We start from the raw sequence: 6,606 nt of genomic DNA on the forward strand, positions 1-6,606 counted from the left end.
CAAACCGGACCATAACCACCAAGCCACAGCCCACCCACACCCTCACACTGAGCGCCCTTGACGCGGTGAGCCAACCGTTAAACCATCAAGGGGATGGGGCGGGGGTGGGGCCCAACCAGGGCGCCCAGCGCCCGGTACCCGGGCACACGACCCGCCCACAAGGGCAACACCACGATCACCGGCGCCCAACCTGCGCAACCATGACCTGATGACCGATCACAACGCCGCCTTCAGCCCCGCCAGGTGGCTCCCCGCCCCGAAACCCGGCGTCTGGACGAAGGAACTGCTGCGCTCCGACGGCGACTCGTTCACCCTGCTCCGGCTCGGCCGGGGCGCGGGCTGGGAACTGACCGGCGGCGCGGACGACCGGATCCTGGTGCTGGAGGGTGACCTCGACGACGGGGAACGGCGTGGCCGGGGTGCGTACCGCCCGGCGAGCGGGGTCAAGGTGTCGAGCGAAGGCGGTTGCCTGGCGCTCGTGCTGAGCGGCACGCGGCTGGGCGCTCCCGCGGACGACGTGTTCAGCCCGGAGGGGTGGCAAGAATCGAGCACGGGGGTGTGGTTCCGGCTGCTGCTGGACGTGACGTTCGACGAGGGCTTCGACGAGCGGGTCGTGGGGCTTTCGTACTTCGAGCCGGGCTCGACCGCGCCGCGCCACCCCCACCGCACCGCGCACCGGTTCCTGTTCCTCGACGGCGAGGCGGACGACGAGCTGGTGTTCCCGGACGGCACCCGGCAGGTCTTCCAGCGCAGGCGCGGCGACTTCGTCGACTACCCGCACCCCGTCGAACACCAGTCGTTCAGCAGGACCGGGTGCCTGATCCTCTTCCTCCACGAACCCGTTCGCTGAACCACGCTCACGGCACCGCGGGTGTCGGCCCCTCCCGCACCGGCAGGCCCGCCGCCGCCCACGCCCGGAACCCACCGTCCAGATCCGTCGCCCGCAACCCGAGGCGCTGGAGGTCCGCCGCCGCGAGGCTCGACGCGTAGCCCTCGTTGCACACCACGACCACCGGCAGGTCCGGGCGCACCTGCGGCAGGCGGTGCGAGCCCGCCGGGTCGAGGCGCCACTCCAGGTGGATCCGCTCGATCACCACGGAGCCCGGGATCTCGCCCTCCGCCGCGCGGTTGGCCTCCGGGCGGATGTCCACGATCAGCGCGCCCCGCTCCTGGAGCTCCCGCGCGTCCCGCGGCCCGACCCGGTCGAGCCGGGACCGGGCCGCGGCGAGCATTTCGTCAACGGTCATCGGCCGAGTATCACCGGCAGGGGCGGGATCTCGCTCGGCACGTCAGCCAACGAGGCGTACTCCCGCGTCGGGACGAGGGGCGGCGAGTAGGCGTGCACACTCGCCGCCGGGGCGGTCCCGGTGTTGCTCACCTGGTGCGCCCGGCCCGCGCCGAAGCCGAGGCCCGCGCCCGCGACGTGGTGCCGCGAGCGGATCGGGCCGCCGGGGTAGCGGTACTCCTCGGTCAGCTCGCCCTGCAGCACGGTGAACGAGCCCGCCGCGCCGCCGTGGTCGTGGGGCGCGGTGTGCTGGCCGGGCAGCCACGACAGCAGCCACAGCTCCACGCCGTCGGTCAGCGCGAGCCGGGCCCACCAGCGCTGGTCGGCGTCGAAGCGCAGCACGTCGTGCAGCGGGCCGGACAGTTCGGACGCGACCCGGCGGGTCAGCTCCGCCAGTTCAGCGGGCGTCCACAGTAGACGGGACTGCGGCAGCAGCCCGGGCAGCGCGGACTCGGCGAGCCGGGGGTGGATTTCGAAGTCGAGCACGGTCTGGGTCAACGAAAGCTCCTCGGTAACGGGTGTGACGGGTGCGGGAGGACGCACCGGTACAGCCGCTGGAGGCGACGAGGAGCAGGTCGACGGCACGGTTCCGCCAGAACGGGCCCGCGGGCCGCGGGAACGGCGGAGTGCTCACGGACCGCATCCTGCCACGGCCGCCCGCTACCCCGCGTGACGTCTCACGGGCTGGACGCACCCGCTGCCACCGGGACGGTCAACTATGACCACAATGGGCACGTGAGCGAGCCCAACAACCTTGACGACCTCGTGGTGCGCATGGCGGGCGTGGGGGTCCGCCGCGGCCGCAACGAGCTGCTCGCCGGCCTGGACTGGGCCGTCGAACTGGACGAACGCTGGGTGGTGCTCGGCCCGAACGGCGCGGGCAAGACCACGCTGCTGCGCCTGGCCGCCGCCGAGCTGCATCCGACCAGCGGCACCGTGGACCTGCTCGGCGAGCGGATCGGCAAGGTCAGCGTCTTCGAACTGCGCCCCCGCATCGGGTTCACCTCGGCCGCGCTCGCCGGCCGCGTGCCGGGCGACGAGCTCGTGCGCGACGTCGTGGTCAGCGCCGGGTACTCCGTCATCGGCCGCTGGCGCGAGGAGTACGAGAACCTCGACATCAACCGGGCGATGGAGCTGCTCGGCACGCTCGGTGTGACGCATCTCGCGGAGCGCACGTTCGGCACCCTGTCCGAGGGCGAGCGCAAGCGCGTCCTCATCGCCCGCGCGCTGATGACCGACCCCGAGCTGCTGCTGCTCGACGAGCCCGCCGCCGGTCTGGACCTCGGCGGCCGTGAGGACCTCGTGGCCCGGCTGTCGACGCTGGCGATGGACCCCGACGCGCCCGCCACCGTGCTGGTGACGCACCACGTCGAGGAGATCCCGCCCGGCTTCACCCACGCCCTGCTGCTGCGCGAGGGCCAGGCGGTCGTCGCCGGGCTGATCGACGACGTGCTGACGGCGGAGAACCTGTCCAAGACGTTCGACCAGGACCTGCTGCTGGAGCGGTCGGGGGACCGGTTCTTCGCGCGCCGCCGGTAGGGTACCGACCAGTAACCGACGAGGAGGATGCCAGCGTGGGCGAGTTCGTACGGCTCGAGGTGGACGGTGGGATCGGCACGATCCGGCTGGAGCGCCCGCCGGTCAACGCCATCAACGACCAGGTGCAGGCCGAGCTGGGCGAGGCCGCCCGCGAGGCGGCGCGGCGCGCCGACGTGCGCGCGGTGATCCTGTACGGCGGCGAGAAGACGTTCTGCGGCGGTGCCGACGTCAAGGAGATGTCCACCCGCACGTACGCGGAGATGCGCACCTTCGGCGCCGCCCTGCAGGGCACGGTCGCCGAGGTCGCCGCGATCCCCAAGCCGACCGTCGCCGCGATCACCGGCTACGCGCTGGGTGGCGGCCTCGAACTCGCGCTCGCCGCGGACCGCCGCATCGCCGGTGACAACGTGAAGGTCGGCCAGCCCGAGATCCTGCTGGGCATCATCCCCGGCGCGGGCGGCACGCAGCGGCTCGCGCGGCTCGTCGGCCCGAGCAAGGCGAAGGACCTGGTGTTCACGGGCCGCTTCGCCAAGGCGGACGAGGCGCTGAGCCTGGGCATCGTGGACGAGCTGGTCGCCCCCGACGACGTGTACGAGTCGGCGCGCAAGTGGGCCGCGCAGTTCGTGAACGGCCCCGCGATCGCGCTCGCCAACGCCAAGGCCGCCATCGACGGCGGGCTCGACGGCGACCTCGCGAGCGGGCTGAAGCTGGAGACGTACCTGTTCACGGCGCTGTGGGCCACCGAGGACCAGAAGAACGGGATGCGGTCGTTCATCGAGAACGGTCCCGGCAAGGCCACCTTCGAAGGGAAATGACGTGGCAGACCCCGCACCGAACCCGCACGCCACGGCCGAGGAGGTCCAGGCCGCCTACTCGGACCCGAAGCTCGCCAACGTCCTCTACCACGACTGGGAGGCGGGCACCTACGACGAGAAGTGGTCGATCTCGTACGACGAGCGCTGCATCTCCTACGCCACCGGCGTGTTCAACGCCGTCGCGGGCACCGAGGGCCAGCCGTACCCGACCGCGATGGAGCTGGGCAGCGGCACCGGGTTCTTCCTGCTGAACCTGATGCAGGGCGGGGTCATCAAGAAGGGCTCCGTCACCGACCTGTCGCCGGGCATGGTGCAGGTGGCGCTGCGCAACGCGGAGAAGCTGGGCCTCGACGTGGACGGCCGCGTGGCCGACGCCGAGCGCATCCCCTACGACGACAACACCTTCGACCTGGTCGTGGGGCACGCCGTGCTGCACCACATCCCGGACGTGCCCGCCGCGCTGCGCGAGGTGCTGCGCGTGCTCAAGCCGGGCGGGCGGTTCGTGTTCGCCGGTGAACCGACCAAGATCGGCAACTTCTACGCGCGCAAGCTCGGGCAGCTCACGTGGTGGCTGACCACGAACGTCACCAAGCTGGGCCCGCTGACCTCGTGGCGGCGGCCGCAGGAGGAGCTGGACGAGTCCTCGCGCGCGGCGGCGCTGGAGGCCGTGGTCGACCTCCACACGTTCGACCCGAGCGAGCTGGAGCGGATAGCACTGGGCGCCGGCGCGGTGGACGTGCGCGCGGTGACCGAGGAGTTCGCGGCGGCGCTCGCGGGCTGGCCGATCCGCACGTTCGAGGCCGCGGTGCCGCCGGAGAAGCTGACCGTGCGGTGGCGGATGTTCGCCTACCACCTGTGGCTGCGGCTGTCCGCGCTCGACAAGAAGGTGCTCGCGAAGGTCCTGCCGCGTGAGCTGTTCTACAACGTGATGATCACCGGCACGAAGCCCCCGGCACCGGTCGAGCTGTAGGTGCCGTACGCGTTCTCGCTCGACGACGTCGCGTTCCTGCGCTCGGCCGAGGGGGAACGCGTGCTCGCCGAGTGCGCCGCGCTGGACGCCTCGCGGATCGCGGACGTGGAGAAGGCGCGCCGGATCGCGGGGGACCGCGCGGCGGCGGTGCTGGAGACGGTGCTGCTGCGGCGCAAGGCGGGAGCGAAGCTCGACGCGGCGGAGAACTGGCTGTTCACGGGCGACGCGCTGCAGCAGGCGAGCGCGTCGGCCGTGGCCCGCCACCGCGCGTCCCGCCTCACCGGCCGCGACGTGCACGACGTGACGTGCTCGATCGGCGCGGACCTGGTGGAGCTGGCGCGCGTCGCCGGCCGGGCGCTCGGGTCTGATGTGGACGAAGTGCGGCTGGCGATGGCCCGGCACAACTGCCCGGACGTGCCGCTCGTGCGCGCCGACGCGCTGCGCCCGGTCAGCCGGGGCGCGGTGGTCATCGCCGATCCCGCCCGCCGCGACGCGAAGGGCCGCCGGTGGCGGCCGGAGGACTTCGCCCCGCCGCTGGACCAGCTGGCCGAGGCCTACGCCGGACGTGATCTCGCGGTCAAGTGCTCGCCGGGGCTGGACTGGGCGGCGCTGCCGTGGGCGGACGAGGTCGAGCTGGTGTCGCTCGACGGGCAGGTGCGTGAGGCGTGCCTGTGGACCGGTGACCTCGCGACCGCCGCCCGCCGGGCGACGGTGCTGCGCACGGACGGTCCGCAGTGGACGATCACCTCCGACGAGCCCGACGACGTGGGTGCGGGCGAGCCCGGCGAGTGGATCATCGACCCCGACGGCGCGGTGGTCAGGGCAGGGCTGGTCAAGCACTACGGCGCTCGGCACGGGCTGTGGCAGCTCGACGAGCGCATCGCGTACCTGACCGGCGACACGCCGCCGCCCGGAGTGCGCGCGTTCCGGGTCGTCGAGCACGGCCCGTACAGCGAGAAGACCCTGCGTGCGCTGCTGAAACGGCACGACGTCGGGCGGCTGGAGATCCTGGTGCGGGGGCTGGACGTCGATCCGGACGCGTTGCGCAAGCGGCTCAAGCTCCGCGGTGACGCCGACGCGACGGTGGTCCTCACCCGGATCGGCCGGGCGCCGGTGACTTTTTTGTGTCAGGCGGTCCGGATCCCGCTCCGATGACGTAGTTTGCCAACCGTTCACCTCAGGTTGGGAGCCACGTCATGTCTTTCCGCAGTCTGCTGAAGCTCGCCGCCGCGGCGGCGATCGGCGCCACCGTCGCCGGAGGGGCGACCGCGCTCGCCACGTCGGGCGGCAGCCACGAGCCCGACAACATCGGCCAGGTCAAGCTGGACGTGAAGGCTTATTACGGCGACACCGTGGATTCGTCCGGGCACCACCACGAGTCCCCCACGAGCCAGTGGGCGAGGGACACGCGCCGCCAGGTAGAGCAGGCGCAGCAGTACCTGGAGCGGCGGCTGCGGCAGGGGGTCGCGAACCCGGCGATCGTGCTGGACGTCGACGACACCTCCGAGGTCACCTACGGCTGGGAGGCCGACAACGACTTCGGGTTCGACCCGGTCAAGCAGGAGCAGGCGATCAACGCCGGCACGTTCCCCGCGATCCAGCCGACGCTGCACCTGGCGAACTGGGCGGCCCAGCACGGCGTCGACGTGTACTTCCTGACCGGGCGCGCGCAGCACCAGGGCCCGGCGTCGCTGAAGAACCTCGCGAACGAGGGCTACCCGGCGCCCGCGGCGGCGTACTTCAAGCCCGAGGGCACCGCGCCCGCGTACCTGACGTGCGGGCTGACCTGCACGACCGTGCAGTACAAGTCGCAGACGCGCGCCCACATCGAGGCCGGTGGCGCCACCATCGTGCTCAACCTCGGCGACCAGTACAGCGACCTCGAAGGCGGCCACGCCGAGCGCGGGGTGAAGCTCCCGAACCCGATGTACTACCTGCCCTAAGGGATGTCTCGTAACCCGGTGGGCGGCTGGCCGGTCCGGTAGTTGATCATGTTG

At 72.1% G+C, this 6,606-nt stretch carries 8 protein-coding genes; 6 read left to right on the forward strand and 2 right to left on the reverse strand.

Annotation, left to right across the window (positions count from 1 at the left end):
* Positions 1–208 precede the first annotated feature (208 nt).
* On the forward strand, positions 209–850 hold the full coding sequence (locus ABFX51_RS09995; protein ID WP_346053575.1) for a cupin domain-containing protein: 642 nt from the start codon (positions 209–211) through the stop codon (positions 848–850).
* 7 nt (positions 851–857) lie between these two features.
* Here ABFX51_RS09995 and ABFX51_RS10000 read toward each other — a convergent pair whose 3' ends face one another.
* Both ABFX51_RS10000 and ABFX51_RS10005 read right to left on the reverse strand, forming a co-directional pair.
* On the reverse strand, positions 858–1,247 hold the full coding sequence (locus tag ABFX51_RS10000; protein WP_346053576.1) for a rhodanese-like domain-containing protein: 390 nt from the start codon (positions 1,245–1,247) through the stop codon (positions 858–860).
* Positions 1,244–1,783 carry a cysteine dioxygenase gene (locus tag ABFX51_RS10005; protein ID WP_346053577.1) on the reverse strand — a complete coding sequence of 180 codons (540 nt, stop codon included), beginning with the start codon at positions 1,781–1,783 and terminating at the stop codon, positions 1,244–1,246. The genes ABFX51_RS10000 and ABFX51_RS10005 overlap by 4 nt, the downstream gene beginning before the upstream one ends.
* A gap of 276 nt (positions 1,784–2,059) precedes the next feature.
* Between ABFX51_RS10005 and ABFX51_RS10010 the strand changes: the two genes are divergently transcribed.
* Genes ABFX51_RS10010 through ABFX51_RS10030 form a run of 5 tightly spaced genes read left to right on the forward strand, consistent with a single transcriptional unit; the run spans position 2,060 to position 6,552 of the window.
* The gene (locus ABFX51_RS10010) at positions 2,060–2,824 is read left to right on the forward strand and encodes an ABC transporter ATP-binding protein (RefSeq protein WP_428832464.1); all 765 of its coding nucleotides are present in this window, start codon (positions 2,060–2,062) and stop codon (positions 2,822–2,824) included.
* Positions 2,825–2,859: 35 nt separating this feature from the next.
* A complete protein-coding gene (locus tag ABFX51_RS10015; RefSeq protein ID WP_346053579.1) occupies positions 2,860–3,639 on the forward strand; it encodes an enoyl-CoA hydratase/isomerase family protein in 780 nt (259 codons plus the stop codon).
* 1 nt (position 3,640) lies between these two features.
* Complete coding sequence (locus tag ABFX51_RS10020) at positions 3,641–4,609, forward strand: methyltransferase domain-containing protein (RefSeq protein WP_346053580.1); 969 nt, start codon at positions 3,641–3,643, stop codon at positions 4,607–4,609.
* Positions 4,610–5,764, forward strand: coding sequence for a class I SAM-dependent methyltransferase (locus ABFX51_RS10025; RefSeq protein WP_346053581.1), 1,155 nt, complete (start codon positions 4,610–4,612; stop codon positions 5,762–5,764). It abuts the gene before it with no gap.
* 41 nt (positions 5,765–5,805) lie between these two features.
* Positions 5,806–6,552, forward strand: a complete 747-nt coding sequence (locus tag ABFX51_RS10030) for an HAD family acid phosphatase (RefSeq protein WP_346053582.1) — start codon at positions 5,806–5,808, stop codon at positions 6,550–6,552.
* Positions 6,553–6,606 lie beyond the last annotated feature (54 nt).

The sequence above is a fragment of the Amycolatopsis dongchuanensis genome (assembly GCF_039542405.1).
Taxonomy (GTDB): domain Bacteria; phylum Actinomycetota; class Actinomycetes; order Mycobacteriales; family Pseudonocardiaceae; genus Amycolatopsis_E; species Amycolatopsis_E sacchari.

What these genes read in the sequence shown, in the direction of transcription:
- ABFX51_RS09995 (WP_346053575.1), top strand. Translation starts at nt 209, where the DNA reads ATGACCGATCACAACGCCGCCTTCAGCCCCGCCAGGTGGCTCCCCGCC.
- ABFX51_RS10000 (WP_346053576.1), bottom strand. Translation starts at nt 1,247, where the DNA reads ATGACCGTTGACGAAATGCTCGCCGCGGCCCGGTCCCGGCTCGACCGG.
- ABFX51_RS10010 (WP_428832464.1), top strand. Translation starts at nt 2,060, where the DNA reads ATGGCGGGCGTGGGGGTCCGCCGCGGCCGCAACGAGCTGCTCGCCGGC.
- ABFX51_RS10030 (WP_346053582.1), top strand. Translation starts at nt 5,806, where the DNA reads ATGTCTTTCCGCAGTCTGCTGAAGCTCGCCGCCGCGGCGGCGATCGGC.